This is a genomic window from Pseudomonas taetrolens (assembly GCF_900475285.1).
GTDB classification, from domain to species: Bacteria; Pseudomonadota; Gammaproteobacteria; order Pseudomonadales; family Pseudomonadaceae; genus Aquipseudomonas; species Aquipseudomonas taetrolens.
This window is the reverse complement of sequence record NZ_LS483370.1, coordinates 3,957,268-3,983,332: the sequence shown is the minus strand read 5'-3', so window position 1 is coordinate 3,983,332 and position 26,065 is coordinate 3,957,268. Positions and strand designations below refer to the sequence as shown.

Genomic DNA, 26,065 nt, shown 5'->3' with positions numbered 1-26,065 from the left:
AACATCATGAAAACCTGTGTTGTTAGCGCTTGCGTTTGCCTGTTTGCGCTCTTGAGCGACTCGCGGGTACATGCCGAAGAGGATCCGGTGGTGAGCCAGGACGGTGTGCTGGAGATCTCCGGCTCACTGCAGCATGCCCCTTGTGTGTTGAACATGGCCTCGGCCTATCAAACGGTTGAGCTCGGTAATGTCGCGCGCAGCCATTTGCGACAGACGGGCGACAGGGCGCCGCCGGTGGTTTTCCAATTGCGTTTTATGGATTGCCGCCGCATAGCCGGCAGCCTGCGCAATGAGCGAACCGGGACATTGGTCTGGAGCCGCTATGAACCGGTGTTGTCGGTGGCGTTTATCGCGCCAGCGGATGCGGATGACCCGCGCCTGATCAAAGTGCAAGGTGTGACCGGGATGGGGTTGCGCCTGACGGATCCGCTGGGACGCGACGCCCGTTTGGGGCAGGACGGTGAACCTTTGTTCCTGGCCCATGGCAGCGACATCCTGACCTGGCACGTCCAGCCCACCCGTACGTCCGCACCGCTGACCAATGGCCCGTTCCGGGCCGTCGTGGATTTCAGGCTCACTTATGACTGAGAACAAGAGAATGCCAACCTCTGGCTTTGGGTTGCTGGTCGCAGTGTGTTGTTTGTGGGGCCCCAGCCTGGACGCCAGCGCTGACATTAACCTGACCCTCACTGGCGAGGTCATGGCGCCTCCGTCCTGTGTCATCAACGGTGGCAACACCCTCAATGTGCCGTTTGGGGACAACCTGGTGAAGGAACGAATTGACGGCGTGAACTACCGGCTGGGTGTGCCCTACACCGTCAGTTGCAGCAATCAGCCATCGAATGCCATGCACCTGACGCTGAAAGGCACGGGGGCTACCTTCGAGCCGACAGCATTGTCGACGACCAATCGCGACCTGGGGATCAGGCTGTATATCGACGGGGTGGTCTGGCCGATCAATACAGCGGCGGCTTTCAGCTACCCGACCTTGCCCTTCATGGAGGCCGTACCAGTGCGGCGGCCACGACCGAGGCTGGACACCGGTAGCTTTTCGGCGACCGCCACACTGCTGGTCGAACTGCAATGAGCCCATTTCCTGCGGATATGAAAAAGTGAATGTTATGAAGAGCTATCTCACGCGGGGCCTGCCACTGGCCGGGGCCCTGTTGCTGGCGGTGACGCCGATGGCAGGCGCCTGGAACCTGGTCAGCAAGATCAACGCCGATGCCCGTCAGATGCCTGGAGGGCCCACCACTCAAGTAGTGGCTTCAGGCACCGCGAGCGCGTACGACAACGGTAAGCCTGACCAGTATTCAGGCCGGGTTCACTGTGGAGGCGCTGCCAGTTGTTTGTTCGGGCCGCTTTCCTACACCAAGCTAACCCCCGGTTATCCCGCTATATCACCCATGGGCTGTGTATCGTGGACCCGTGATTGCTGGGCGAATGGCGGGGTTGATACCAATGTCATGGTGAGCAACGGTATTACGTTCGATCAGGCGATCAGAGCCTGGGTGAACAAGTTCGGCACAAGCGTGACGAGAAGCTATGGTTATGCCTACACCGTACAGCCTGGATGGGTCGCTGAGGTGTGCGGGGCATGGTCCACTTACGGCAGGGGGTTTTATGGGTTGGTTCCGGGCTCGGTCTCGTGTGTCCCGGGAACGATCCCGGCCAATCAGTGTACGGTCTCCGGGGCAACCGTGATCCTGAATTACGGACCGTTGAAGCTCGGAGCAATCAATGGTGTGAAAAAAGAGACCACTCGAGCGGTAACGTGCGCGCGCAGCGCTGCGGTCCGTTACCAGGTGTCTGTAGGGAACCCGTTCGCCATTGGCAACGGCATCGACAGCCTGATTACGGTGAACGGGGTCAGGGCGGGCGAGCTGATCAACCTGCCGTCTGGTACCTCGGTTCTGAGGATTGCTTCCACGCTGACCGACAAGGGTGCGCAAACGGGACGCTTCTCAAAAACCGTGGTGTTGATCCAGAGTTTTATGTGATCGGCCTGGCTCCGGGGCAGGCCGCTTGCCCCGGAGCCAGGCCTCATGTTCGATGCCGCTCAAGCGCATCCAGCACCTGCTCCATTGCCGTGTACTGTTCGTCGACCCGCTTGGCCAGCTGTCTCCAGTTAGGCGCCAGACAACCCTGTTCAAGGTCTTCGCAACACTGGGCCAGATGCCTGGCCTTGATCATTCGTGCGCCACTTTTTACCTTGTGCGCTACTTCGCTCAAGCCTGGCAAGTCATGTCGGGTGAAGGCGTTCAATAAGGCTTCCATGTCGTCCTTCATGCAGGTGAGCAACGGCTCGATCATACGCTCCAGGGCACAGGTATCGCCCCCGGTCAGTCGCTCCAGGGCCTCGAGATTGATCAGCTTGTCCGAGCCCTCAAGTTCCAGATCGTCAGCCAGATGGACGGGGATCAGGTCTGCTGAAGCCAGTCGGGTTTGTAAATGGTGCAGGCTGATGGGCTTGAACAGGCAATCGTTCATCCCCGCCGCGAGGCAGCGTTCGACTTCGCCGGTCTGGGCGTTTGCGGTAAAACCGACGATCAGTACCGGCGGGGAACCACTGGCGGCTTCCTCGGCGCGAATGGTGCGGGTCAGTTCATAACCGTCCAGCACCGGCATCGCACAGTCGGTCATGATCATGTCAAAGCGCTGCGCCCTCCAGACCTTCAGCGCTTGCGCGCCTTCGTGGGCTTCGACCGCGGTATGCCCTAAAAAACTCAGTTGTTGGGTCAACAGCCGTCGATTGGGCGGGTAGTCATCGACCACCAGCACTTTCAGCGTACGGAGCTGGCCCGGCGATACGTTATCAGGCACGGCAGCCGGCACCGGGGAAAGCAAGGTCACGATATCAAGCCGCATGATGATGCGTGTGCCTTTGCCCAGTGTGCTGTTCAAGGTCAACGTGCCGCCCATCATTTCGCACAGCCGGCGACTGATCATCAGCCCCAGGCCTGAGCCGGCGCATGCCTTGCTGGGTATATTGACCTGAGAGAACGGGCTGAACAGGCGCTGCTGATCTTCTTCGGAAATACCGATCCCCGTGTCCTCGACCTGTACGCAAACCTGCAGGCGCTCACCATCCCTGGAACCCTTGGCACGTACGCTCAAGCGCACGTGGCCGCATTCGGTGAACTTGATGGCATTGCTCATGAGGTTCGACAGAATCTGTCTGAAGCGCACAGGGTCGATCAGCACGTCCGTATTGATCCTGGGGTCCAGCTCAAAGCTCATCAACAAGCCTTTTTGCTCCGCCATCGCCTCGAACACTCGTGCGGTGGACTCCACCAGCTTCATCAAATGAGTGCGTTGCTGGTTAAGCGGCATGCGCCCGGACTCGATCTGGGTAATGTCCAGAATGTCACCGATCAGTTCCAGCAACCCATGGGCGGCGTCCCAGGCAACGCCAATGCAGGCACTGTCGGCAATGCCTTGTTCGGCCTTTTTCATCGCCAGCTCCAGCATGCCGATCACGGCATTCATCGGCGTACGAATTTCATGGCTCATGGTGGTCAGAAAGTCGCTCTTGGCCAGGCTGGCCTGGTCGGCCTGGTTTTTGGCCTCCTGCAATTGCTCAAGCAACTGCTGGCGCTCGCTGATATCAATCCACCCGCCCGTAACCCCGACCACGCTGCCATCGCTGCCGCGGTAGGGCAGGACCCAATCGTAAATGGTCAACACGGACCCGTCCGGCAGCACCATCCGGTGATCACGTACCAGCGGCCGGCCTTCTTCCATCACCTTCATGTAAGCCACGTGATTCGCCGTATTTTGCTGCGGTGAGGCGAAGGTGGACTCCAGCAGAGTTTTGCCCAGCACCGACTCACGGGTGACCCCAAACGTGTTCAGGTAACCGGCGTTGCAAATCAACAGTCGCCCCTGGCGGTCGCGCACGTAAATAGGATGGGGCGTGCCATCGATCAATGCGCGCATGAACGCCAGTTGGTCACTGAGCGCACGCTCGGCGTTGTCTCGTTTATGAATCAACCGGCGCAGATAAGTGATCCACGCAATGGCCATTAACAGCACCAGCGCCCCGATCAGTGAAATCCGGATAATTGCCCCGCGATTGCGCACCCAGTAGCGGTTATCCAGCACCACTGCGCGGTTCCAGCGGTTGGTCAAAGCGTCCATTTCTTCGGGAGGAATACTCATCAATGCCTTGCCCAGGATGGAGTAGAGCAGTGACGACGGGGCTGCCATTGCCAACGAAAACTGGGCCGGTGTGAGGCCCACCGTGCTGCTGATTTGCAGTTGACCATTATGCTGCTGCTTGATCAGGTAACGCGCACTGATCAGCGAGTTGATAGCGCCATCGACCTCTCCCGCGGCCAGCATTGCCAGAGCTTGCGCCGAGTTCTTGGCCGCGATCAGCCGCACGCCCGGGTAATGCTCCGTCAGGTACGGGCTTACCGTATTGTCGATGACCAGTGCCACGCGTTTGCCATTGAGTTCATCGAGTGTCCGGGCGCTACCCGGCTGGCGGCGTGTGACCAGCACAAAGGGGGTTGAGAGGTAGGGTTTGGTAAAGCGGAACGTATCTTCGCGACTGCTGCTGGGGGTGAAGGCGGCGATTAGATCGGCATTCCCCTGTTTGACGGACTCGATCATTTCCGACACCGAACGGCTGCGCACCAGCTCAAACTTGAGGCCCGTACGCAGGCTGATCTTGCCGAGCAGGTCGGCGGCCAGGCCACTGAAGCCGCCATGGCTGTCAAGAAAGGTAAAAGGGAAAAAATCATCGGTGATGGCCACCTTGAGCCGCGGATGCAGGTCCAGCCAACGCTGTTCCGAAGGGGAGAACTGCAGGCGGCCACGGTTTTCAAAGTGCATTCCGCTGGCGCCCCAACGACTTGCAATGGCTGAGCGTTCAGTGGAGGGGACGGCCGCCAGCGCGGCGTTGATCAGGCGCAGCAAGCGGGGATTGGGGTGTAATACGGCAAACGAGAAGGCCGGTCCTTCAAGGGATGAAAAGCCCTTGAGGTGAACATTGTTCAGGTAATTTTTATTGATCAGGTAATGAGTGCTTATCGAGTCGCCTAAATATATGTCGGCCTGACCGAAAGCCACCGCACCAATAGCTTCCAGGGTCGAGGCATACAGCTGCAGCTCTTTCTCGGGGTACAGCGCTTTCACCACCTCGACCGGTTGATAGTGGTAAAGCATGGCGATCTTCTGCCGGCCGGGTGTGTCATTGCTGAGGGCGGGGTCGCCAGTGCGCGTGACCAGCACCGAGGTGTCGTCGGCATAGGCAGTCGAAAAGGCCAGCTGAGGGTCTTTCATTTCATAAGCATTGGCCGTGCCCAGTACGTCGATTTCTTTAGTTTTCAGTGCAGCGATTGCCTCAGCACGTGAATCGTAGCAACGCACCTTGATCTCGACGTTCAGCAGTTGGCTGAGCAGCCCCGCATAATCGGCGGTCAAACCTTCGAAGTAATCACTGCCCGCCGAGATATCAAAAGGCGCGTAATCGGGTGCAGACGTTCCAAGAACAAGTGCTCGTTTATTCTTCAACCATTGCCGGTCACCCTCATCCAGCGTGAGTGAAGGCTCGCTCGTCTTTGAGCGAGCCAACAATTGCAGGTTGGCCGGATCGGCATAACTGAATGACGTCAGCCACACTAACAGCAGCCCGAGAGAGTGGAGGGGGCGAAACACCCTATTCATTCGATTAGATTGTTGCGTTTGGCAAACTCAGCAAGATAGACGACGGACTTGATATTGAGCTTGGTTAATATGCGGGTTTTATAAGTGCTGACGGTTTTTTCACTCAATAACATGGCTTCCGAAATTTTTTTGTTGGAATAGCCTGAGACTAAATAGTGCAGGGTGCGCAACTCTCGATCAGACAGCGTGTTGATTAATTGTTGATCGCTTTTGTCCTGGCTTTTATGAAAAGGCAGGTTGACGTCCAGATTACTTAGATAAAGTCGACCGCTCATCACCATCTGAATGGCTTTGGTCAGCGCTTCGACATCTTCGGTCTTTTCTATAAAACCAATGGCACCGGCCCTTATGCATCGATCGGCATAAAAGTCCGACCCTTTGGACGTCAGCACCAACACTTTTATGGGCAGCCCCAGGGTGTGCAGCCGCTTCAATACTTCAAGCCCGTCCAGCTTGGGCATCGACAAGTCGAGAATGATCAGGTGGGGCACATGTGAACGTGCCAGGTCCAGCGCCGAGGCACCGTTATCGGTTTCTGCAGCGATCTGGAAGTTGGATTTCTCCAGTACAAATCTGACAATGGATCGGATAAAGGGATGGTCATCTACAATTAAGGCCTTACGCATGATTACTCCTACAACTTAAAGAGGGCGTTTGTAGGTCATCGGCTTTAACTATCACGCAGACGTGAGTGCAAAGCCTTTTTATGGGAGTGACATAAAGGGTGAATATACCTTTTATACAAGGGGGTTCATAAAGAACGGTTGGCATTAAAGAAAGTTGGGTGTCAGTGCCGTCGTGCTGTATGAACCGTCCTGTGCAGTACTCAAGTCGTGCGGGCAATCAAAAGCGCCACATGTAAGTCACGAGTGTTGCACTTGGCAGTACTTGCTAAGTGGTATCGCTTTAATGCCTTTGTGTGAGTGAATCCCGCAAGAGGCGGTTGTTATACGGATAGGAAGTGTGGCGCTCTTTATTTCTAAGGTGGGTAGGAATTTTCCGAAATTATAGAAATACTTACAAAAGCACTCGCTGCTCGGGAGGGGCCGTCAGGTACAGGCGCAGGGCGCGACGTGTGTTGCGTGGTTGACTTCGCGGGGCCTCAACAAAAAAGGCCGCGATCACTGATCGCAGCCTTTGGGGTGTAGCCGGCTGTTGCTTAGACTTCGTCCAGTTCCAGCAACTGAGTCGCGGCCTGGGCATCAGGCTTTACTTCGTCGTGGCGACGGATGTACTTCCAGTCGTCTTCATCGATATAAATCCCGTTGGGTCCGCTGCCCCCTTCAAGGTCGATGGCCACATGGGCACAGACTTGCGGTTTCACACTGGCCAGAATCGGCACAAAGCCCAACTGCAGGCTGGTTTCCAGCAAGGCAGTCTGGTTTTTCTCGTCAATGTCCGCGGCTTCATCCAGGTAGTACGGTAAACGGATACGCCCGGCCTGCTCGCGATCCATCAAGTGCAGCAACAAGTACATGTTGGTCAGCGCCTTGATGGTCATGGTCGTGCCGTTGGAAGCTGCACCGTCAATGTCGGTATGAATCACCGGCTGGCCGTTGACCTTGGTGATCTCGAACGCCAGTTCGAACAGATCCTTAAGCCCCAGCTGGTTGTGGTTGGCTGCTACCAGACGTGCCAGATACTCCTTGGCTTCTTCGTTCTTGTTGTCCTGTTCGGCACTCTGGCTGAGGTCGAACACCGACAGCGTCTCGCCTTCTTCGTACTGTCCGGCGCTGTGGATAATCTGATCGATATGCTTGAGCGCCTCCTTGTTTGGTGCCAGCACAATACGGAAGCTTTGCAGGTTGGAGACCTGGCGCTTGTTGATCTCGCGGTTGAATAGCGCCAGCTGATGCTCCAGGCTGTCGTAGTCACTGCGGATATTGCGCAGCGTGCGCGCGATATCGGTCACGGCTGCACGACGTGCCTTGCCCAGGGTCAACGCTTCTTCGGTGCGGTGCGCGTAGGCGTTGATCAGCAACTGCAAGCGCCGCTCCATGTCGTCTTCGCTGTCGAACTTGGCCACACCCTTCAAGCGCACTTGCGCGTACAGGGCTTCGATCTGGCCGTCGCAGCGTAGCAACCCTTGCCAGCTGTCCTGATAATCGTTGAGCAAGGGCAGCAGGTTATCCATCGAATCGTCCACCGGGTCCATGAACGGTGTGCCGAACGGCAGGTCGGCCGGCAGCAATTGACGGCGACGCAAGCTGTCATCCAGCGTGCGCTGCTTGGCTTCCATGTCCCCGATTTGCCGGCCGACCAATTGCAATTTGGCCGACAGCTGCTGGACGCGCTCGGTGAAGGCATCGCTGGAACGTTTCAATTCATCTTGCGCGGCTTCTGCCTGGGCCAGTTGCTCCAGTTTTTCGCCTTCTTCGGCGCTCAAAGTCTGGCTGCGGCGGAAGTCTTCCAGGGCCTTTTGCGCATCCAGCACCTGCTGGTACAGCAACTCGGCTTCGGTCTTGCTCGCGGCGCGGTCCGAGGTCACGGCCTGCTGGGTTTTCAGCTGCTTGAGTTCTTTTTCCAGGCGATCCTTCTGGTCGCGCAGGGCTGCCCGGTCCGCCAGCGCCTGCAGGGCCGGTGGCTCAATATGGCTAAGGTCGATGGACAGGCCCGGCGCCTCGAAACGCTCGCCTTTAAACCCGTCGAGGATCATTTCCAGGGATTTGACCCAGGCATTGCTGTCGTCCAGCGCAATCCCGTGCTCACCCAGCGGCAGACTGAACAGGGCGCTGTTGAACAGGCGCATCAGGCGCTCGACATCCTGTTGCGAAAACTCTTCGCGCAGGCGGGCGTAGCTGTTGTTGTCGGCATGGTCCAGTTGCTGGCGGACTGATTTCAGGCGTTTTTCCAGATCACGCAGGCGTTCGTCCAGGTCCTCGGCGCTGAACTGCCGCGACTGCGCAAGCGCGCCGGCCAGTTCGTCGTGCGCGTCCTTGGCCGCCAGCAATTGCTGCTCGAGCACCTTCACATCATCGACCAGGGCGAAGCGATGCTTGAGGACCGAGAGCTCACCCAGCCAGCGCTGGATACCGGTGATTTCCCGCTCCAGGCGCATCAGCTCCTGGGTGCTGCTGCGTTGATCGTTTTGCAGCGCATCCTGCTCGTTGCGGTAGTGCTCGGACTGGATCAGCAGCTCTTCCTTGCGCGCGCCGGCGTAGTCCTGCCACGTGCCCAGCAACGAGTCGAGCAATGGTGACAGGCGATGCAGCTTGCCGCGCAACAGATCACGCTGGCGCACGCCGGTGGCGAGCGTTTCAACCAGTGGCCCGGCACCGACCAGCGCGTTGTAGTCCTGCTCCATGCGGCGGACATCGCGGAAGGCTTCTTCACAGGCTGCGATGTAGTCGACGCTGCCCGAGCGCAGGCTGTGTTCGAAGGCATCGAGAAACAGCTGCTTGAGCTTGGCTGCCGTGATTTCCCGCATGTGCAGCAGGTTGATGAACAGTGCGCGGAAGGTTTTCAGGCTCTGTTCACTGGTGGAACGCAGCGGGATCAGCGTCAGATCCAGCGGGATCGAGGTATGACCGCCCACCAGCAAACGCCGCAATTCATCCGGCTTGAGCTCGTAAGCTTTCAGGCCGTGGCGTTCCAGGTTGTTGAACAGCTCCTTCTGGCGCAGGCAGGTGTCGTCTTTCTGGTAGTGCGCCAGGTCGAGCTTGCCGGCGTAGGCGAAAAACTGGTGGCCGAAGCCGCCGCCGGGGCCACGTCCAACCACACCGATCACGTGCGGACCGTGGGGCAGCGACACCTCGACCAGGATGTAGCTGGTGTCGGATGCGAAGTAAAAACGCCGTGACTGTTCGAGGCTGTACTTGCCGAAGCTCATGTCGGACATGCGCGCGAGAATCGGAAACTGCAACGCGTTGATCGAAGCCGATTTGCCGAGGTTATTCGCCCCGTACACCGACAATGGGTGTTCCAGCGGAAATAATCCCAGGCTGTAACCGGCGGTGTTCAGCAGGGCAAAGCGGCGTATCCCGTAGCGTTCCTGGCTCATGCATCAATCTCCTGTTGCTCTGCGGCAATGGCGCGGGCCAGGGCGGCGTCTTCGTCTTCTTCCTCGGCGTCATCGTCGATCAATACCGGTGTCGGCAACGGCAGGATGCTGTGCAGGCTGGCGGCCAGGTCGCGGTCTTGCTGGACCGACAGGCAGACATCCAGGAAGCGGTGCATAGGCGGCAGAAAACGGTACAGACCGGTTTCTTCGCTGGCAAACCCGAGCTGGGTCATGCGGCGCATGATCTTTTCTTCCAGCTCGTCCTGGGTGGTGACTTCCGCCTGGACAAACAGGTCGCGGTATTTTTCCAGCAGAGCCGGCAACTCATCGCGTCCCAGGCTACCGCCATCGAGTACGGCGATCGGGTCGCGGCCCTGGTCGGCCAGATGCTCAACGATGATAAATGTGAACAGCGCCAGGCGTTGCGCGGTCTTGTTGACCTGAGCCGTGGCGGTGTCCGGCACGAAGTAATAGAAACCCCGGGTATCACACACCAGTTCAAAGCCGAGGGCTTTGAACAGCGCCCGGTAGGCATCCTGGAAGTTCGACAGTTGGGCGTACAGCTCTGGATCGCGGCGGCTGACGTGATAGCCCTTGAACAACTCACGAAATATCGGGGCCAGCTGGGACAGTTCAGAAAGATCAAGATGCATGGAGAGGGCTCGCAGAAGTCTCGGTCGCGTCTTCGCTGTGCGAAAGCAGAGCGAAAGAGCGCAGGCTGACCAGATGTTCGTGGGTGTGGTAATCGCGGCGTTCAAGACGCTCGCGCACGAAGCGTTTCTCGCGCGACAGTCGGGAGAACCAATACAGTAATTCGTCGGTGTCGCCGTCCGGCTCCTGGATCAGCAGCCAGTTCATTAAGTCCGGGAGGGGCAGGGCATGGCTGCAGCGATCGAGCATTTCCTTGACCGTGCGCGGCGCTTTCGGGGCCTCGCCTTTTTGGGTTTTGTGGGCCTTGGGGAAGCGCGCCGGCTTGGGTTCGAACCGGGCCAGGGCATACACATAAGCTTCCACCTGGCTGGCGCTACCCAAAAAGGTACTTTGCGGGCGGGTGAACATCGGCATCGAGGCTTGCGGTATTGCGTCCAGACCTTTGCGTCGGATCGCCGCCAGGGCCAGGGCCGCGCCACGGGTTACGGCATTGTGCCGGCGGGCTTCTTCCCGCAACGGCAGCAACAGCTCACGGGCATGACGCAAGGTCAGTTGGGCACTGGTCTGCATTTCGAGGATACGCGCGTGGGTACGCAGCAACATGTCGTCGTCCACCAGATGGCCGAGCCGTTGCTGTTCGCTGAGCATGCGCAGCAGCACATTTTCAACCTTGCGAACGCCTTGTTCGAAAGCACCGTCGGCGTTCACCAGTTGGATCATCGGCTCGACGTATTCGTCCCAGGTCGCGAGTACTTCGGCGTAACGCTGGCGCAAAGGGATCTGGCGGTCACTGGTTTTGGCCCGTTCGGCCACGGCGACCAGCGCCTGTTCGTCATTGGCGAGTTTTTTCAGCACATCGCGCACGCGCATGTCGAGCAAACGCAGCTGGCGTGCCAGGTCGTTGCCGTCACGAATATCGAATGCATCCTGGATATAACCCGCCAGACGCTCCAGGTGGCGCAAATAGGCTTCGATTTCCAGGCACAGCCCGAGGCGGTGCTCGCGCCTTAAATACGCCAGAAAGTCGTGGATTTGGGCATTGAGTTCGAAGCGGTTGGGGCTTTTCGCAACCGGCACCAGAATGTCCAGCCTGATCCAGGTGTCGAGCACGCTGGTGATGTCTTGTGGTGTGCTGTCCAGCTGATGAGCGGCTAATTGCAGGCGCAGCTCGCTGAGGCTCAAGGTGCCCTGGTCGAAGTGTTCACACAAAGGCTCAAGAAGTGCCCAGTGCTCGGCGAGGGCACGTAAAACGCGCTTGGGTTCGATCATGGGAGGGCCGGTCGATTGGCAATGAAAGGTCGCGATTGTACTGCAACGTGCCGTCGAGTCATTACTTGGCGATCAGAGGCCGGATACGTCGAGCAACCGTTTAACCATCAACTGCGGGCGAGAAAGGCAGAAGGGCGGTAGAATCGCGGTTCTCTTTGTTATCCACAGATGGCCGACCCTTGTTGAACGAGTCCCGCCGCCGCGCTTACTTGACTGCCATGCAGGTGGTCAACTGGTTACCGCGCACCGAGTTGCCATTTGCTGCGCCTTCGCGGCCCGAGCTGCTGGTGCTCCCAGAACCGCCCGCTGAGCCTGTGATTACGCGGCCTGTGGTCAAGGCGATGGTTGCGCCGAGTGCACCTGCCGAGCGACCAAAAATCGAAGTGCCCCGACCGTCGGTCACGCCGCGACCTGCGAGCAAGCCTGCCGTCGTGGCCGAGGCAGCACCCGCCGTGGCGAAAGTGGTCCAGTTGCCACCCCCGCGCTTTGCCTTGCAGTTGCTGCGCGCCGGACGTTGCCTGGTGCTGGTGGAGTTACCCACAGGCGGTGCTTTCCAGAGCCGCGATCCGGCTTATTTGCTGTTAAAGGACATGCTGCGTGCAGCAGGCCTGCCGGACAGTCCGCAAATCATCGGCGAACCGGTGCGTTGGCCATTGCTCAGGCGTGGCAATGTCGATCAAGGCCCTGACGCCGCGTGTGAGTTTGTGCAGGGCTTTGTCATGGCGCGCCTTGAAGAGGCCGAATGTGCCTGTCTGTGGCTGATAGGGCTGCCGGCTGTGCGCTTTGCCGGTGAAGCGAATGCTGAAGCCTTCAATCGCGAACTAGAAATCGAAGGGCTGGGCTGCGCTTGGGCGTTGCCGGGCCTGGAACTCTTAATGGATGAGCCACAACGCAAAGCGGATGTGTGGCAAGCCATGCGCCGGCTGATGGCGCGCTGGAAACAAAACGATGAGTGACGCTGTAACCTTCCGCCCGATGATCGAGGCGGACCTTGATGCGGTCTTGAAAGTTGAATACGCCGCTTTCAGCCATCCGTGGACGCGCGGCATTTTTCTCGACGGGCTGGGCAAATACCACATCTGGCTGATGTTCGAAGGTGAGCAGCAAGTGGGGCATGGCGTGGTGCAAATCATCCTTGATGAAGCCCATTTGCTGAACATCACGGTCAAACCGGAAAGCCAGGGCCGTGGCCTGGGTCTCAAGTTGCTTGAGCACCTGATGTCGATTGCCTACCAGCACAACGCCCGCGAGTGCTTCCTCGAGCTGCGTGACAGCAACACGGCCGCGTTCAAGTTGTACGAGCGCTATGGCTTCAACGAAATTGGCCGTCGTCGCGATTACTACCCGGCGGTCGGCGGACGTGAAGATGCTGTGGTCATGGCCTGTACGCTGGTAGATTAACTCCAGAAGTATTACCCCCCTGCATGAGCACCCTCGCTCCTGCAGGAGGAGCGCAGGTTATTCAGGCTTGCGTCCTACCGGATCAATATCTGCCAGTTCTGCTTCATCCAGTCCGTCACCGCCGCCGATTTGATCCTCATTCACCACGCTCAGGTCCCAGTCCGCAGGGACGTTACGGCCTTCGGCGGCTTCTTCGGCATCCCGGGCACCGTCTTCAGGGATCAGCATCTCGGGATCGAGATCGTCAGCATTCGAATCTCGCCCCGGCATGGCAGCACCGCTCAAACCCGCATTGCGTGCACGATGGCCTGCGACATGCCGCTCGTGCTCTTCGTCGGTGAACAGATCACTGATGGGCTCGTGTGTTTCATCATCATCAAAGTCCAGCGGTTCCAGGGAGCCCATACGATCTTCGGTATCGTCGATGTCGGCAGGTTGTTGTACTCCATACGGACGACGTGAATCAGCCATGGTAATTCCTCATACTGTGGGGCCTTAATACGGTGGACTGTAGACCCCCCTGAAGATTCCGCCTGTCCGAGTACCGGTTTTGGCATTGGCCCGCGTGACCCCGACCGTCGGTCGGTTGTCACAGTTGCGCATCAACTCTTTGAGGCTAAACCGCATGAACGAACTACAAGATCTGATTGATAACAACGAGCGCTGGGCCGATGCGATCAAGCAGGAAGATCCCGATTTCTTCGCCAAGCTGGCTCGCCAGCAAACGCCGGAATACCTATGGATTGGTTGTTCGGATGCGCGAGTACCGGCCAACGAGATTGTCGGCATGCTGCCCGGGGATCTTTTCGTTCACCGCAATGTGGCCAATGTGGTGCTGCACACCGACCTCAACTGCCTGTCGGTGATCCAGTACGCAGTCGATGTATTGAAGGTCAAACATATTCTGGTCACCGGACACTACGGCTGCGGTGGTGTACGCGCGTCCATGAAAGACCAGCAACTGGGCCTGATTGATGGCTGGCTGCGTTCCATCCGTGATCTGTATTACGAAAATCGAGAACTGCTGGCGCAACTGCCGACCGAAGAAGAGCGTGTAGACCGTCTGTGTGAGCTCAACGTGATCCAGCAAGTGGCCAACGTCGGGCATACCAATATTGTGCAGAATGCCTGGCATCGCGGGCAGAAGCTGTCGGTGCACGGCTGCATTTACGGGATCAAGGACGGCCGCTGGAAAAGCCTGAACACCACCATCAGCGGCCTGGATCAACTGCCACCGCAATACCGCTTGCGGCCCGTTTAAGGTCTCTGCAGGAGCGGGCTTGCTCGCGACGGGATCACTGCGGATATTCAGAAACACCGCGTTGATTGCATCGCAAGCCAGCCCGCCCCTACAGGCTTGCTGTTATCGGCTTATGGCATTACCGGGGCCGTATAAGCGAGCGTTGTGCCTAGCGCCCACAGCAAGAACAGCACCAGCGGCGCGTGTACCAGCAGTTGTACAAACGAGAAGCCGATCAAGTCCCGCGCCTTCAACCCCAGCACGCCCAGCAGCGGCAGCATGTAGAACGGGTTGATCAGGTTCGGCAAGGCCTCTGCCGCGTTGTAGATCTGCACTGCCCACCCCAGGTGGTATTCCAGATCATTGGCCACTTGCATCACATAGGGCGCCTCAATGATCCATTTGCCGCCGCCTGACGGAATAAAGAACCCCAGCACCGCCGAATACACGCCCATCAGTAACGCATAGGTGTCATGGGAGGCAATCTGCACAAAAAACGTCGAGATGTGATGGGCCAGGGTTTGGGCGTCCGAGTCTTTGACCTGAGTCATCAGTGCTGCAATCGAGCCGTAGAGCGGGAACTGGATCATCACCCCGGTGGTAGTCGGTACGGCACGGGCCACGGCATCGAGAAAGCTGCGGGGGCGCCAGTGCAGCAGTGCGCCGAGCATCAGGAACAGGAAGTTATAGGTGTTGAGTCCCGAAATCGCGTTGATGGCCGGTTTGGTCGAGAACTCGTGGAACAACCAGCCAGCCGCCAGCAGCACCAGCAGAATGGTCAGAACCGGGCTGTATTCGAGCCACTCACCAGGCCGTGTGCGCTCAGGCAGTTTGGGGGTGCTGAAGCTCGGGTCGACACCACAGGCAGCGGCGTCACGTGCCGAGTCCGGGCCAGGCGCGGTCGCGTAGGCCACGATCAGCGAGACCACCACCAGCGCCCCGAGCAAGACGCCGGACTGCCACAGGAAGATAGTTTCAGTAAACGGGATGACCCCGGTGATCGCCAGGATCGAAGGCGGCAAGCTGGCCGGGTTGGCCTGTAACTGTGCGGCCGATGAAGACAACCCCAGAGCCCACACTGCGCCCAGCCCCAGATACGCTGCGGCACCGGCGGCGCGGTAGTCCATGCGCAGGTTGGTGCGACGGGCCAATGCCCGTACCAGCAACCCGCCAAACACCAGCGATAGCCCCCAGTTGAGCAATGAAGCAACCATTGAAATCAGCGCAACCCAGCACACCGCCTGGCGACCGTTTTTCGGGACTTTCGCCAGTTTATCGATCAGTTTCACTGCCGGCGGTGAACTGGCGACCACGTAGCCGCCAATCACGACAAAGGCCATCTGCATGGTGAAGGGGATCAGACTCCAGAACCCATCACCAAAGGCCATGGCGGCCTCTGTAGGTTTGGCACCCATTGCCATCGTGGCCAGTGCCACCGTGATCACCGCAACAGCGGCGAACACCCAGGAGTCAGGGAACCAGCGCTCGGCCCAGTTAGAGCAGCGCAGGGCAAAGCGGGCATAACGGCTGGATTCGATCTCAGCGGCCATGGGGCATACCTCAGTTTTCTTATGGTTATGGTGTCGTCTGCACATGACGATTGGAGCAAGGCCAGCGCGGCGACAGCTGGACACCTTAAATCAATCCACAAGGTTTTCCGACGGGTTTTGAGCGATGACCGAGAGCAAGTGCCGGGCGCGGAATAAAAATCCCTCGGGTTGGCCGAAAAACAGTCAGCGAAGGGGTAAACTCGGGCCTTTCCAAAAGGAGTTTTTATGAGTCCCTACCAGCCAGGCATTCTTGCCCAACCCGTGCCAAGTCAGGCGCGCTATATGTTTTTTGCCCTTAAGTCAGTAGAAGCACTGCCGGCTGCACTCGACACGCTGTCGCAGTGGGTGGATGGCAAAAGCGTGGTGGCAGGTCTGGGTTCGCCGCTGGTACTGGCCTTGGGTGCGAAAGTTCCGGGGCTGCGGGTGTTTCCGGCCCTTAACGCAATGGTGGAGAACCCGTCGACCCAGCATGCGCTGTGGTTATGGTTATTGGGCGATGATCGGGGTGAATTACTCCATCGCAGTCAGGCCATCGAAACGGCGCTGGCGCCTGCCTTGCACCTGCTGCAAGTGACCGAAGGTTTCCGCTACGGTTCAGACCGTGACCTGACCGGCTATGAAGACGGCACCGAAAACCCGGTGGATGAAGCCGCCGTCGATGCGGCCATCGTGGCTGACGCCGGAGCGGGTCTGGCCGGCGGCAGCTTTGTCGCAATCCAGCAGTGGCAGCACGACTTGAACGGTTTTGCTGCGCTGCCGTCCGAAGAGCAGGACAACATCATTGGTCGACGCAAAAGCGACAACGAAGAGCTCGACGACGCCCCTCTCTCGGCTCACGTCAAACGTACCGCCCAGGAGAGCTTCTCGCCAGAAGCCTTTATCGTCCGGCGCTCCATGCCCTGGACTGAAAACGGCAAGTCGGGGCTGATGTTCGTATCCTTCAGTCGCAACCTGAATGCCTTCGAAGTCCAGCTGCGTCGCATGAGCGGCCTGGAAGACGGTATACCCGATGCGCTGTACCGCTTTAGCCGTCCGCTCAATGGCGGTTACTACTGGTGCCCACCTCTCAAGGACGGGCGTCTGGATTTCAGCGCAGTTATGCCGGCTTAAGTCTCGCCAACGCCAAAGCTGCCAGCCGCCCGGGCTGGCAGCGTCAGACAGCTGACAACGCTTGCTGCTTGTCTCAGGCAGCGACGTGTATGACCTACAGACTCTCCCCCTGCGCTACCGAGCTTTTTCTTGGGGAGCGAGCATATTTTTACTATTTTGCCTCGTTGCGAGAGTGGCGCACCATCCTGCGAAACCAATAACAACTGACCGCTCCAGCGGTCGGCATGGGAGTAGCGTGTGTTCGATCTCAACTACTGGCAGCAGCGGGCTGCCCGCCAGACATTCATCGAGAATGCCTTGATCGGAGGCCAGCAGGTTGCGTGTACTTCGGGGGCGACCTTCGAGGCAATCAACCCGGCCACCAACCAACTGCTGGCACGTGTTGCCGCTTGCGGTGAGGACGAAGTGAACCTTGCGGTGCGCTCGGCTCGTCGAGCGTTCGAGGAGGGACCGTGGGCGCGTATGGCCCCGGTGGAGCGCAAGAAAATCCTGATCAGGCTCTCCGAGCTGCTCATGGCCAACCGTGAAGAACTGGCGCTGCTCGACTCGCTGAACATGGGGAAGCCAGTCATGGATGCGTACAACATTGATGTGCCTGGTGCGGCCAATGTGTTTGCTTGGTATGGAGAAGCTCTGGACAAAATCTACGATCAGGTCGCACCTACCGCGCGCAATGCCCTTGCAACCATTACTCGCGAGCCCCTGGGGGTAGTGGCTGCTGTGGTGCCGTGGAATTTCCCGCTGGATATGGCTGCCTGGAAGCTCGCCCCGGCATTAGCCGCTGGTAACAGCGTGGTACTCAAACCCGCTGAGCAATCACCATTCTCTGCCTTGCGCCTGGGGCAGTTGGCGCTGGAAGCGGGTATTCCGGAAGGGGTGTTAAATGTCGTTCCGGGTCTGGGCGAAAGCGCTGGCAAGGCATTGGGTCTGCATCCCGATGTGGACTGCCTTGTGTTCACCGGTTCGACCCAGGTAGGCAAGTACTTCATGCAGTACTCGGCACAATCCAACCTCAAGCAGGTCTGGCTGGAATGTGGTGGCAAGAGCCCGAACCTGGTATTTGAAGATTGCCAGGACCTGGACCTGGCAGCGGAGAAAGCCGCATTTGGTATTTTCTTCAACCAGGGTGAGGTCTGTTCTGCTAACTCCCGGCTCTATGTGCAACGTTCCATCCACGATGAGTTCATCGAGCGTCTGATCACCAAAGCTCGAGCCTGGATGCCCGGTGACCCGCTGAACCCTGCCAGTACCGCGGGGGCGATTGTCGACAGTGAGCAGACCACGCGCATCATGCGTGCGATCGGGCAGGCCTGTGGGCAGGGGGCGAAGCTGTTGGCAGGCGGTGAGCAACTGCGCATTAATGATTCCTCCAACTTCATCCAACCGACGATCTTCACTGACGTGGACAGCAACTCCAGTCTGGCTCGTGATGAAATCTTCGGCCCAGTGCTGGCGATCAGTGTCTTCGACCACGAAGAGGAGGCGGTGAAGCTTGCCAACGACAGCATCTATGGCCTGGCGGCATCAGTGTGGAGTGATGACTTGAATCGCGCTCATCGTGTGGCCCGTGCATTGAAAGCCGGTACTGTCTCGGTCAACACCATGGATGCACTGGATGTCGCCATTCCTTTCGGTGGCGGCAAACAGTCCGGTTTCGGGCGAGACCTTTCCTTGCACTCGTTCGACAAGTACACACAACTGAAAACCACCTGGTTTCAGCTTCGTTAGGGCTGCGCGCCCCGCCTGCCACGTCTTAAGACGTGGCAGGCAAAAAAACTATCAGCATGCACTCTCCGGGGTAGCGTGCCGTTCCTGCTTTCGGGGCAGTTGACGGGGGAAGTCAGCGCCTTTGGCCGACTCACCCTAACGGGTGATTTCGGTGGCTTTACGGGCGTGGGAACATCATTACAACCCCGGCACAAGTAACCTGGTGTCGCTCCCAACCGTTCTTCCGGCGAGTCTTTGAAGTGGAAAACAATCGGCTTGTTTCTGCGCAATGGTTCGAACAGATGGCCAAGGTGACCGAGAGTATTGGTCAACCGGGATTCGCCGCAACGCTGTTCGAAACCCTGGGTTGTATTTGTCCCATTCAAGCGACGACGTTGTACTTGTACCCACACGGCGGTATGCCCAGTGCGCTTTTCGAACTGGATGGTCCCTGGCTGCCGCAAGGCAACGTGCGCCAGTACCTGTCCGGGTTCTATCTGCTCGACCCGTTTTACGATGCCTGTGTAGAGGGCGTCAGCTCGGGTTGCTACGACCTGAGCGAGATCGCTCCCGACCATTTCGAACTCAGTGAGTATTACCAGTCGTTTTATCGGCATTCGCACCTGCAAGATGAGTTGAACTACATCCTGCAGTCATCCCCTGGACTGAGCCTGGCTGTCTCACTGGCGTTCACGGAAAAACTGGATGCAGCCACAACGCAGCAGTTCAAGTGCATAGCACCCTGGGTGCTGGCCTTGCTGGGCAAGCATTTTGTCAGTCTGGATGCGCGGGGCGCCCGCTTTGAAAATCTGCTGGAGCAGCGTATCCACTCGGCACTGAACAACTTCGGTTCGTCGCTTCTGACCGAACGCGAATGCCGGATCGCCCAGCTAATCCTGCGTGGCCATTCGACCCGCTCCCTGGCCGCACGCCTTGGAGTGTCGGAAGACACCATCAAATCCCACCGTAAAAACATCTACTGCAAGCTTGATATTGGCACGCAATCGGAGCTGTTTTCCCTGTTCATCGATTCGTTGGCCGAGGCCCAGGGCGTGCTTAGCAAAGACCCCTTAGAAAGCTATATGAGCAAGATCCGCTGACCGGATCTGCTACCTCTCGTATGACTACCAATAAGAGAAAAAAGCCATGAATGCACCATTCGAACCTAAACGGCAGACTCAGGATTATCAAAAATCCGACGCGGCTCACCATATCCATGCGTTTCTGGATCAAAAGGCGCTCAATGCCGAAGGACCTCGAGTGATGGTCCGCGGTGAAGGGCTTTATCTCTGGGATAACGACGGCAAGCGTTACCTGGATGGTATGTCTGGTCTGTGGTGCACCCAGCTCGGTTATGGTCGTAAGGATTTGACCGCAGCGGCTGCCGCGCAGATGAACCAGTTGCCTTACTACAACATGTTTTTCCACACCACCCACCCGGCAGTGATCGAGCTGTCTGAACTACTGTTTAGCCTCTTGCCGGGCCATTACAGCCACGTCATTTACACAAACTCGGGCTCCGAAGCGAACGAAGTGCTGATCCGTACTGTTCGGCGTTACTGGCAGGTCGTCGGCAAACCACAGAAAAAGATCATGATTGGCCGCTGGAACGGCTACCACGGATCGACGCTGGCGGCCACGGCGCTGGGAGGGATGAAGTTCATGCACGAGATGGGCGGCCTGATTCCGGACGTGGCGCACATCGACGAGCCTTACTGGTACTCCCAGGGCGGCGAGCTGACTCCGGCCGAGTTCGGTCGTCGTTGTGCCCTGCAACTGGAAGAGAAAATTCTTGAGTTGGGTGCTGAAAACGTCGCCGGCTTTATCGCCGAGCCCTTCCAGGGCGCAGGCGGTATGATCTTTCCGCCGGAAAGCTACTGGCCGGAAATTCAGCGCATTTGCCGGCAATATGATGTGCTGCTGTGTGCCGATGAAGTGATCGGTGGGTTTGGTCGTACGGGCGATTGGTTCGCCCACCAGTACTTCGGTTTCGAGCCGGACACTCTGTCGATAGCCAAGGGCCTGACCTCAGGCTACGTGCCGATGGGTGGCCTGGTTCTGGGCAAACGCATTGCCGATGCGTTGGTTGAGCAAGGTGGCGTCTTCGCCCATGGCCTTACCTATTCTGGGCACCCGGTCGCTGCTGCAGTGGCGATTGCCAATCTGAAAGCGCTGCGTGATGAAGGTATCGTCCGGCAGGTGAAAGAAGATACCGGACCCTACTTGCAGCAGATCCTCCGGGAGGTGTTCGCCAACCACCCGATGATCGGCGAGATTCAGGGCGCAGGCATGGTCGCCGCCTTGCAGTTCACCGAGGACAAGGCCACGCGCAAAAGCTTTGCCAACGAAAACGATCTGACCTGGCAGTGCCGCACTTTTGGTTTTGAAGAGGGCGTGATCATTCGTTCGACTCTGGGCCGTATGATCATGGCGCCGGCCCTGGTGGCAACGCGCGGCGAACTGGACGAACTGGTTGAAAAGACCCGCATCGCAGTAGACCGCACTGCACGGATCGCAGGAAAACTCTGAAGTGATTTGTGAGCACCCCATGTTTGGGGTGGTGATCGATAGCGTCACATTGCCCTGCGTGCATATCGATTGAACAAGGGCTGCCGGACATAGGGCAGCCCGCTCCTTCAACTGATGATCCCCTTACGGTATCAACTCATCGGATACCGCGGCGTCCTGCACTCAAATTTCCAGGAGTCAGCAATGAATACAATAACAAGCGTGGCCGATACTCCTTCCCATCATTCCCCATCGAAAGCTACTTCGCCTGGCAAGTTCAGACAAAACTTAAGTCTTACCTCTCTGGTTCTTTTCGGACTGGCATACATGGTCCCGCTGGCGGTGTTCACCACCTATGGGCTGGTGACCCAGATGACCAGAGGCCATTTACCTACCGCCTACCTGCTGACTCTTGCCGCCATGTTGCTGACGGCTTATAGCTATGGACGGATGGTGCAGGCGCATCCATATTCGGGATCTGTGTACTCTTATACGCGCAAGGCCTTTGGAACCTACTTTGGCTTTATAGCGGGCTGGACCTTGTTGCTGGACTATATATTCCTGCCGCTGCTTAGTTATTTGTTGATCGGTATCTACATGTCCGAATACTTCCCAGCGATTCCCGCTGCGGTGTGGGTGGTCGGGTCCATTGCTCTGGTGACCTTTCTCAACCTGGTCGGCATCGAATCAATCACCCGGGTAAACTTGATACTCGTTGTTGTCCAACTGGTCTTCATCGTTGTATTCGTTGCGCTGTCGATCCACAACCTGGGTGAGCAGTCAGAGCCGATTTCGCTGTTGAAACCCTTCTACCATGAAGGTTTCAGCGTTCCGTTGGTCATGACTGGGGCTGCGGTACTTTGCTTGTCCTTTCTTGGCTTCGACGCCGTGTCGACCATGGCCGAGGAAACACCCAATCCGCGGCGCCAGATCCCGATTGCCATCATGGTAGTCAGCCTGATCGGTGGTCTGCTGTTTCTCGTCGTTTCGTATTTCGCCCAAATGGTATATCCGGAATGGAGCACTTTTGCTGATCCGGACTCGGCATCGCTGGACGTGATGCGTCGGGTAGGCGGGGCACTGCTGGGGAATGTCTTTACCGCCACCTATGTGGCCGGTTGCTTTGCCTCGGCGATGGTTTCCCAAGCCAGTGTCTCTCGCGTGCTGTTCGCCATGGGACGGGATGGCGCATTGCCCCGTGTGTTTGGCCGGTTAGTGTCTAAGAAGCGAGTGCCAGCCACCGCGATCATGCTGGTCAGCATGGTCTCGCTGATTGCACTGTTCATCACCTTGGATACTGTTGCCAACATGATCAGCTTCGGTGCGCTCTTCGCGTTCTCGGCGGTGAACCTGGCGGTCATCAAGCATTACCTGGTAAATCAGAAGCTGTGTGGCGCCCGGAACTACCTGCTATACGGCGGGGTTCCAGCCTTGGGCTTCCTGAGCACCATCTGGTTGTGGACAAGCTTGTCCAGCATGTCGTTCATGATCGGTTTGGTCTGGATGGGGCTAGGGTTCATTTGTTTGCTGGGGGTTACCCGGGTGTTTCGCTTGAAGCTCCCTGAGCTGCAGATGGCAGAGTGATCAATCCTATGAAACGCCGTAGGGTTTTGCGCAGGGGCTCGGGCCACTGAGGTGGCCGCCTGATTTTTTGGATTCAGGACACGACTGTTTTTCATTTCGAGTGTTTCAGCGTAAACAAGCCAGCTTCCACAGGACTTTGCAGCCGCCTCCAATGTCGAGGCGGGTTGCAATACTTGTTGTCGCTGGTTTTCCTGTGAAGGGGATAGAGACCTGGACACATGCAAGTCGAAGGTGACTTGTCCAAACCAATGCGAGACGTTTGATCTTTCGATTGAGTCGGAAAGGGGGGCGCACGCAGCCAGTGATGGCTTCCACGGTGCTGCCTTGCCTGTGCTTGCGAAATGCTGAGCCAGGCCCCCTCCCACAGGAATGACAAGCTTTGCGTAAGCATTCATCGGATGGGATGGCCAACCGGAGACTTCAGGTATGTGTCGATTCAGGTGCTTCAGAACAAGTGCCAGCGTTCTCAACGTGGTGTCTTCTGAGCGGCGCGGAGACGGGGGTGTTCCTGGAAGGAGAGTACCGGAGTATCTGGGCCAAGGGCTTTTGGCGGAGTGAGCTGTTTCTTAGGTTGATTTCTCACGCACAAGAAAAAACCCCATTAAGGGGTTTTCTCTACATGGACGCTGGTGAGTAATGGAGCAGAAGGTTCACTTCAGTTCTGGCATCCGTCTCGATACTGGAACGATGCATGGGGGCTTCCCGGGTATCGCGCTCAGAAGGTCGTGTCACACGCCGTGATCCAGTTTCCCGGTAGACCACCGACGCTTATAGGCGCTATCGCAGCTGGCCAGCCAGTAATACAGCGGTGAAGTCACTAGCAAACCCACCAGCCAGGACAGATCGGCTCCATTGATATGCGCCGAAACCGGTCCCACGTACAGCGGCGTATTCATGAACGGTATTTGCACGGTAATGCCGATGGCATAGGCCATCAGCGCCTGAGGGTTATAGCGGCCATAAATCCCGCCATCGACCCGGAAGATCGAGTTGATGTCGTACTTGCCTTTGTGGATTGCATAGAAATCGATCAGGTTGATCGCGGTCCAGGGTACCAGTACGACGAGCAGTACCAGCACCATGTCGACAAAATGTCCGATGAAATCGGCCGAGGCGCCGACCGCTGCAATACAGCAACCTATCAAGACGACGACGGAGATAACTGCTCGGCTTTTGGCGGTCGGAATCCAGCGATGGGCGAAGGTCTGGATCAGGGTGATTAGCGACAATACTGCGCCATAAAGATTAAGTGCGTTGTGGCTGATGACACTGAGCAGAAACAGTACCAGCATCAAGGGGCCAATAGAGCCCGTGGCGAGTTTTACTGCGTCCATGGTGTCCATGCCCACGGGGGTTGCCAGGACTGCCACGGCACCGAATACGAACGACAGGCTTGAGCCCAGCACCGAGCCCAGATAAGTGGTCCAGAAGGTCGCAGCCACTGGCACATTGGCTGGCAGGTAACGCGAGTAGTCCGAGACATAGGGCGCGAAGGCGATTTGCCAGAGTGCAGCGAGCGATACCGTAGCCAGCCAGCCGGAAATATTGAAGCTACCGCGGGTGAGGAAATCGGTGGTCTGAACGTGAGTCAGAATGTAGCCGAAGCCCAGTACGATGCCAGCGCCCAGTACCCATGTGCCTATGCGATTGAGCACATGGATGAAGCGGTAGCCGATGATACCGATGATGCCCGAACCGAGGGCGCCTATGACGATACCGACCGGCACGGGCACGCTGTCGATCACGCCATGTAGTGATTTTCCGGCCAGTACGATATTGGAGGCAAAGAATCCGATGTACATCACCCCGGCGATCAGTACCACTAACAGCGCTCCGCGCGAGCCAAACTGGGCGCGACTCTGGATCATCTGTGGAATGCCCATCTGCGGGCCTTGGGCCGAGTGCAGGGCCATTAATACTCCGCCGATAAGGTGCCCGACCAGAATGGCGACAATGCCCCACACCAGATTCAACTGAAACAGTTGCACTCCCAAGGCGCCGGTGACGATGGGGAGCGGCGCGATGTTGCCACCGAACCAGAGAGTGAACAGGTCCTTGACCTTTCCGTGGCGATCTTCCGGGGGCACGTATCCAATTGTGTGTTTTTCGATAAGCGGGGTAGAGGATGTTGCAGTGGTGGCCATGACGAACTCCAAGGCAAGGATGAGTACGTGGACGTACTTCGGTAAGCGCTGCTGGGGCGACGCTTTTCTTGTTGGAGCGATCATGTGCAATGGCCAAGGGCAGGTAAATTATTAAGTTTGTTGCTTCAGACCTTAAAAAATATATGCCCGTGTTTTTTCTGCCTCCGGTATGTTCAGCCTGATCGCGAGCCTGCGTTTACCCGCGCAAACCGTCGAATCAGTAGCACCTTTGCGGTGCACAAATACCACTCATTTATGTCTTGCTGATTTTGAGGTGCAAGCTGATTTTCTGGAGGCCCGCATGGCCGCTTACAACCTGCGACAGCTTAAATATTTTGTCACTACTGCAGAGTGCGGAAGTGTCGCTGAAGCTTCTCGCAAGCTTTATATCGCCCAGCCGTCGGTGTCGACAGCAATCAAGCACCTTGAAGAAAGCTTTGGCGTGCAGTTGTTTATCCGGCACCACGCACAGGGTGTATCACTGACACCGAGCGGCTCGCGTTTTTACCGAAAAGCGCTTGAACTGCTGCGGGTTGCTCACGAGTTTGAGCAGAATGCGCTCGCTGACAACGATGTGGTATCGGGGCAGATCGATATAGGCTGTTTTGAAACGGTAGCACCGCTCTACCTGCCGCGTTTGATCGCAGGGTTCAGAGAGCGCTGGCCGGGTGTGGAGATACGTATACGGGACGGGGAACAGCAGGAGTTGGTCCAGGCACTGACCGCCGGCAGCATAGATTTGGCAATGCTGTTCGAGCATGACCTGGACAGCACGATCGAGACTGTTCCGCTAATGCCGCCGCAGCAGCCATACGCCTTGCTGCCGGCGGACCACCGCTTCGCGCAACAGGCAAAGGTCTCGCTGAACGACCTGGTACTCGAGCCGATGATATTGCTGGACGTCGTACCCAGCCGGACCTATTTCGTCAGCGTTTTTGAAGAGCTCGGCCTGACGCCGCACATCGTGTTCAGTTCACCCTCCATTGAGATGGTCAGGGGAATGGTAGGGCGCGGCTTTGGATTTTCCATCCTGGTCACCAAACCCTATTCTGAATTCACTTATGACGGGCAAAAAGTCGTGTGTGTTCCGCTTGCCGAAACCGTTACCGGCTCGGGTTTGTCCGCGGCATGGCTGCGCCGGTCGCAACTGACCAAGCCGGTGCAGTTGTTCGTTGATCATTGCAGGGATGAACTGGCCCGACTGCATGCCTAGCTCGGGCCATCGCGT

At 57.7% G+C, this 26,065-nt stretch carries 20 protein-coding genes; 12 read left to right on the top strand and 8 right to left on the bottom strand.

What is annotated here, in order from left to right; translation table 11 throughout:
- Window positions 1-6 precede the first annotated feature (6 nt).
- From DQN55_RS18515 to DQN55_RS18505, 3 genes are read left to right on the top strand one after another with little or no spacing between them, the layout of a single operon-like run.
- Window positions 7-588, top strand: a complete 582-nt coding sequence (locus DQN55_RS18515) for a fimbrial protein (protein WP_048379530.1) — start codon at window positions 7-9, stop codon at window positions 586-588.
- The gene (locus DQN55_RS18510) at window positions 581-1,087 is read left to right on the top strand and encodes a fimbrial protein (protein WP_048378476.1); all 507 of its coding nucleotides are present in this window, start codon (window positions 581-583) and stop codon (window positions 1,085-1,087) included. Before DQN55_RS18515 ends, DQN55_RS18510 begins: the two co-directional genes overlap by 8 nt.
- A gap of 34 nt (window positions 1,088-1,121) precedes the next feature.
- On the top strand, window positions 1,122-2,000 hold the full coding sequence (locus DQN55_RS18505) for a hypothetical protein (RefSeq protein ID WP_048378477.1): 879 nt from the start codon (window positions 1,122-1,124) through the stop codon (window positions 1,998-2,000).
- 43 nt (window positions 2,001-2,043) lie between these two features.
- On the opposite strand, the gene DQN55_RS18500 is transcribed toward DQN55_RS18505, so the two are convergent.
- From DQN55_RS18500 to mksB, 5 genes are all read right to left on the bottom strand, one after another.
- Window positions 2,044-5,673, bottom strand: coding sequence for a transporter substrate-binding domain-containing protein (locus DQN55_RS18500; RefSeq protein WP_048378478.1), 3,630 nt, complete (start codon window positions 5,671-5,673; stop codon window positions 2,044-2,046).
- On the bottom strand, window positions 5,670-6,299 hold the full coding sequence (locus DQN55_RS18495; RefSeq protein ID WP_048378479.1) for a response regulator transcription factor: 630 nt from the start codon (window positions 6,297-6,299) through the stop codon (window positions 5,670-5,672). Before DQN55_RS18495 ends, DQN55_RS18500 begins: the two co-directional genes overlap by 4 nt.
- Before the next feature lie 533 nt (window positions 6,300-6,832).
- Entirely contained in the window at window positions 6,833-9,673 is a 2,841-nt protein-coding gene (gene mksF / locus DQN55_RS18490) for an Mks condensin complex protein MksF (RefSeq protein ID WP_048378480.1), read from the bottom strand.
- Window positions 9,670-10,326, bottom strand: coding sequence for an Mks condensin complex protein MksE (gene mksE / locus DQN55_RS18485; protein ID WP_048378481.1), 657 nt, complete (start codon window positions 10,324-10,326; stop codon window positions 9,670-9,672). The genes mksF and mksE overlap by 4 nt, the downstream gene beginning before the upstream one ends.
- Entirely contained in the window at window positions 10,316-11,593 is a 1,278-nt protein-coding gene (gene mksB, locus DQN55_RS18480; RefSeq protein ID WP_048378482.1) for an Mks condensin complex protein MksB, read from the bottom strand. Before mksB ends, mksE begins: the two co-directional genes overlap by 11 nt.
- Window positions 11,594-11,772: 179 nt before the next feature.
- Here mksB and DQN55_RS18475 point away from each other — a divergent pair, with 179 nt between their 5' ends.
- Together DQN55_RS18475 and rimI are read left to right on the top strand one after the other, a co-directional pair.
- Window positions 11,773-12,549: an SPOR domain-containing protein gene (locus DQN55_RS18475; RefSeq protein WP_048378483.1), complete on the top strand. Its 777-nt coding sequence runs from the start codon at window positions 11,773-11,775 to the stop codon at window positions 12,547-12,549.
- Window positions 12,542-12,994 (top strand): ribosomal protein S18-alanine N-acetyltransferase, encoded by a 453-nt coding sequence (gene rimI, locus DQN55_RS18470; protein WP_048378484.1) that lies wholly within the window; start codon window positions 12,542-12,544, stop codon window positions 12,992-12,994. Before DQN55_RS18475 ends, rimI begins: the two co-directional genes overlap by 8 nt.
- 57 nt (window positions 12,995-13,051) lie before the next feature.
- Here the strand turns inward: rimI and DQN55_RS18465 are convergent, their stop codons facing one another.
- Window positions 13,052-13,465, bottom strand: coding sequence for a hypothetical protein (locus tag DQN55_RS18465; RefSeq protein ID WP_048378485.1), 414 nt, complete (start codon window positions 13,463-13,465; stop codon window positions 13,052-13,054).
- Between the two features lie 154 nt (window positions 13,466-13,619).
- Between DQN55_RS18465 and can the strand changes: the two genes are divergently transcribed.
- A complete protein-coding gene (can, locus tag DQN55_RS18460; RefSeq protein ID WP_048378486.1) occupies window positions 13,620-14,255 on the top strand; it encodes a carbonate dehydratase in 636 nt (211 codons plus the stop codon).
- A gap of 110 nt (window positions 14,256-14,365) precedes the next feature.
- Here the strand turns inward: can and DQN55_RS18455 are convergent, their stop codons facing one another.
- Entirely contained in the window at window positions 14,366-15,784 is a 1,419-nt protein-coding gene (locus DQN55_RS18455) for a short-chain fatty acid transporter (RefSeq protein WP_048378487.1), read from the bottom strand.
- A 225-nt stretch (window positions 15,785-16,009) separates the two neighbouring features.
- Between DQN55_RS18455 and DQN55_RS18450 the strand changes: the two genes are divergently transcribed.
- From DQN55_RS18450 to DQN55_RS18430, 5 genes are all read left to right on the top strand, one after another.
- Entirely contained in the window at window positions 16,010-16,894 is an 885-nt protein-coding gene (locus tag DQN55_RS18450) for a Dyp-type peroxidase (RefSeq protein WP_048378488.1), read from the top strand.
- 237 nt (window positions 16,895-17,131) lie between these two features.
- Window positions 17,132-18,622 carry an aldehyde dehydrogenase gene (locus tag DQN55_RS18445; protein ID WP_048378489.1) on the top strand — a complete coding sequence of 497 codons (1,491 nt, stop codon included), beginning with the start codon at window positions 17,132-17,134 and terminating at the stop codon, window positions 18,620-18,622.
- A gap of 281 nt (window positions 18,623-18,903) precedes the next feature.
- Complete coding sequence (locus DQN55_RS18440; protein ID WP_048379532.1) at window positions 18,904-19,701, top strand: helix-turn-helix transcriptional regulator; 798 nt, start codon at window positions 18,904-18,906, stop codon at window positions 19,699-19,701.
- 46 nt (window positions 19,702-19,747) lie between these two features.
- The gene (locus DQN55_RS18435; protein ID WP_048378490.1) at window positions 19,748-21,130 is read left to right on the top strand and encodes an aspartate aminotransferase family protein; all 1,383 of its coding nucleotides are present in this window, start codon (window positions 19,748-19,750) and stop codon (window positions 21,128-21,130) included.
- Window positions 21,131-21,313: 183 nt separating this feature from the next.
- Complete coding sequence (locus DQN55_RS18430) at window positions 21,314-22,693, top strand: APC family permease (RefSeq protein ID WP_048378491.1); 1,380 nt, start codon at window positions 21,314-21,316, stop codon at window positions 22,691-22,693.
- Window positions 22,694-23,421: 728 nt separating this feature from the next.
- On the opposite strand, the gene DQN55_RS18420 is transcribed toward DQN55_RS18430, so the two are convergent.
- Entirely contained in the window at window positions 23,422-24,837 is a 1,416-nt protein-coding gene (locus DQN55_RS18420; RefSeq protein ID WP_048378493.1) for a purine-cytosine permease family protein, read from the bottom strand.
- Between the two features lie 301 nt (window positions 24,838-25,138).
- Here DQN55_RS18420 and DQN55_RS18415 point away from each other — a divergent pair, with 301 nt between their 5' ends.
- Window positions 25,139-26,050 (top strand): LysR family transcriptional regulator, encoded by a 912-nt coding sequence (locus tag DQN55_RS18415; protein ID WP_048378494.1) that lies wholly within the window; start codon window positions 25,139-25,141, stop codon window positions 26,048-26,050.
- Window positions 26,051-26,065 lie beyond the last annotated feature (15 nt).